The organism is Vibrio ouci, assembly GCF_004551525.1.
GTDB lineage: Bacteria > Pseudomonadota > Gammaproteobacteria > Enterobacterales > Vibrionaceae > Vibrio > Vibrio ouci.
On sequence record NZ_SATR01000263.1, the window covers coordinates 1 to 717 of the forward strand.

Below are 717 nucleotides of genomic sequence, written 5' to 3' on the forward strand. Positions count from 1 at the left end.
CAAGGCTTAGGGCAGGCAACTAACAAACAATTTAAGCAGATTCGTAACGCTTGGCATTTTTGGTTTGAATCAGCTTTAGTGATTAGGGCACAATGTTCTGGTTAAGTGGTAGCGTTACTCACTACTTAATTGGGCGTTATGTTTACTTGTACTTCAAAGGCTTAAAGGTCTTAGGCTCTAGTTCTTTGTCCCTCGGGCAATTCGTCCCTAGTAGACTCAGCAAATCAGTATTGTCGGTCTAAGTTCTTGAACCACTCAGCCCGTAAAACATGCCATGTTCGTGGGTTGCTTCATTGTCAGGTCGTGGCGGTTGGCTTCTTGTTTAACTGGCTTAAAGTCGCTTTTAGGTTCTCTGCCAAGTAGCATTTCGGCTTGGCAGTTGCCTCGGCAATTTGCCATTGTATTGCGCTTTGGTTGGAAAGACTGGGTACGTGTTGTTTGTTGGTCGGGTTGCCTCATTGGGCAGGGAAGTGGAATTACACGTTTTAGGTTGGTCGCCTTTGGTGGTCAAGTTAGTTTCTGCCTTGTGGTTTGGTTCAGAAAACTGGTCAGAAATTGTAGTTCTTTCTCAAGTAAATCATGTATTTGTGGTAAAACATAACAATAAATTTAAGCAGATTCGTAACGCTTGGCACTTTTGGTTTGAATCGACTTAAGTGTTTACGGCGCAATGGTTTAGGTAAGTGGTAGCGTTACTCACTACTTAATTTGGCGTTA

Annotated in this window: 1 protein-coding gene; it reads left to right on the forward strand. The window is 43.0% G+C overall.

The genetic code is table 11. The annotated features are described in order from the left end of the window. Positions 1–431: 431 nt before the first annotated feature. Positions 432–656: a hypothetical protein gene (locus ELS82_RS26575; RefSeq protein ID WP_167489559.1), complete on the forward strand. Its 225-nt coding sequence runs from the start codon at positions 432–434 to the stop codon at positions 654–656. Positions 657–717 lie beyond the last annotated feature (61 nt).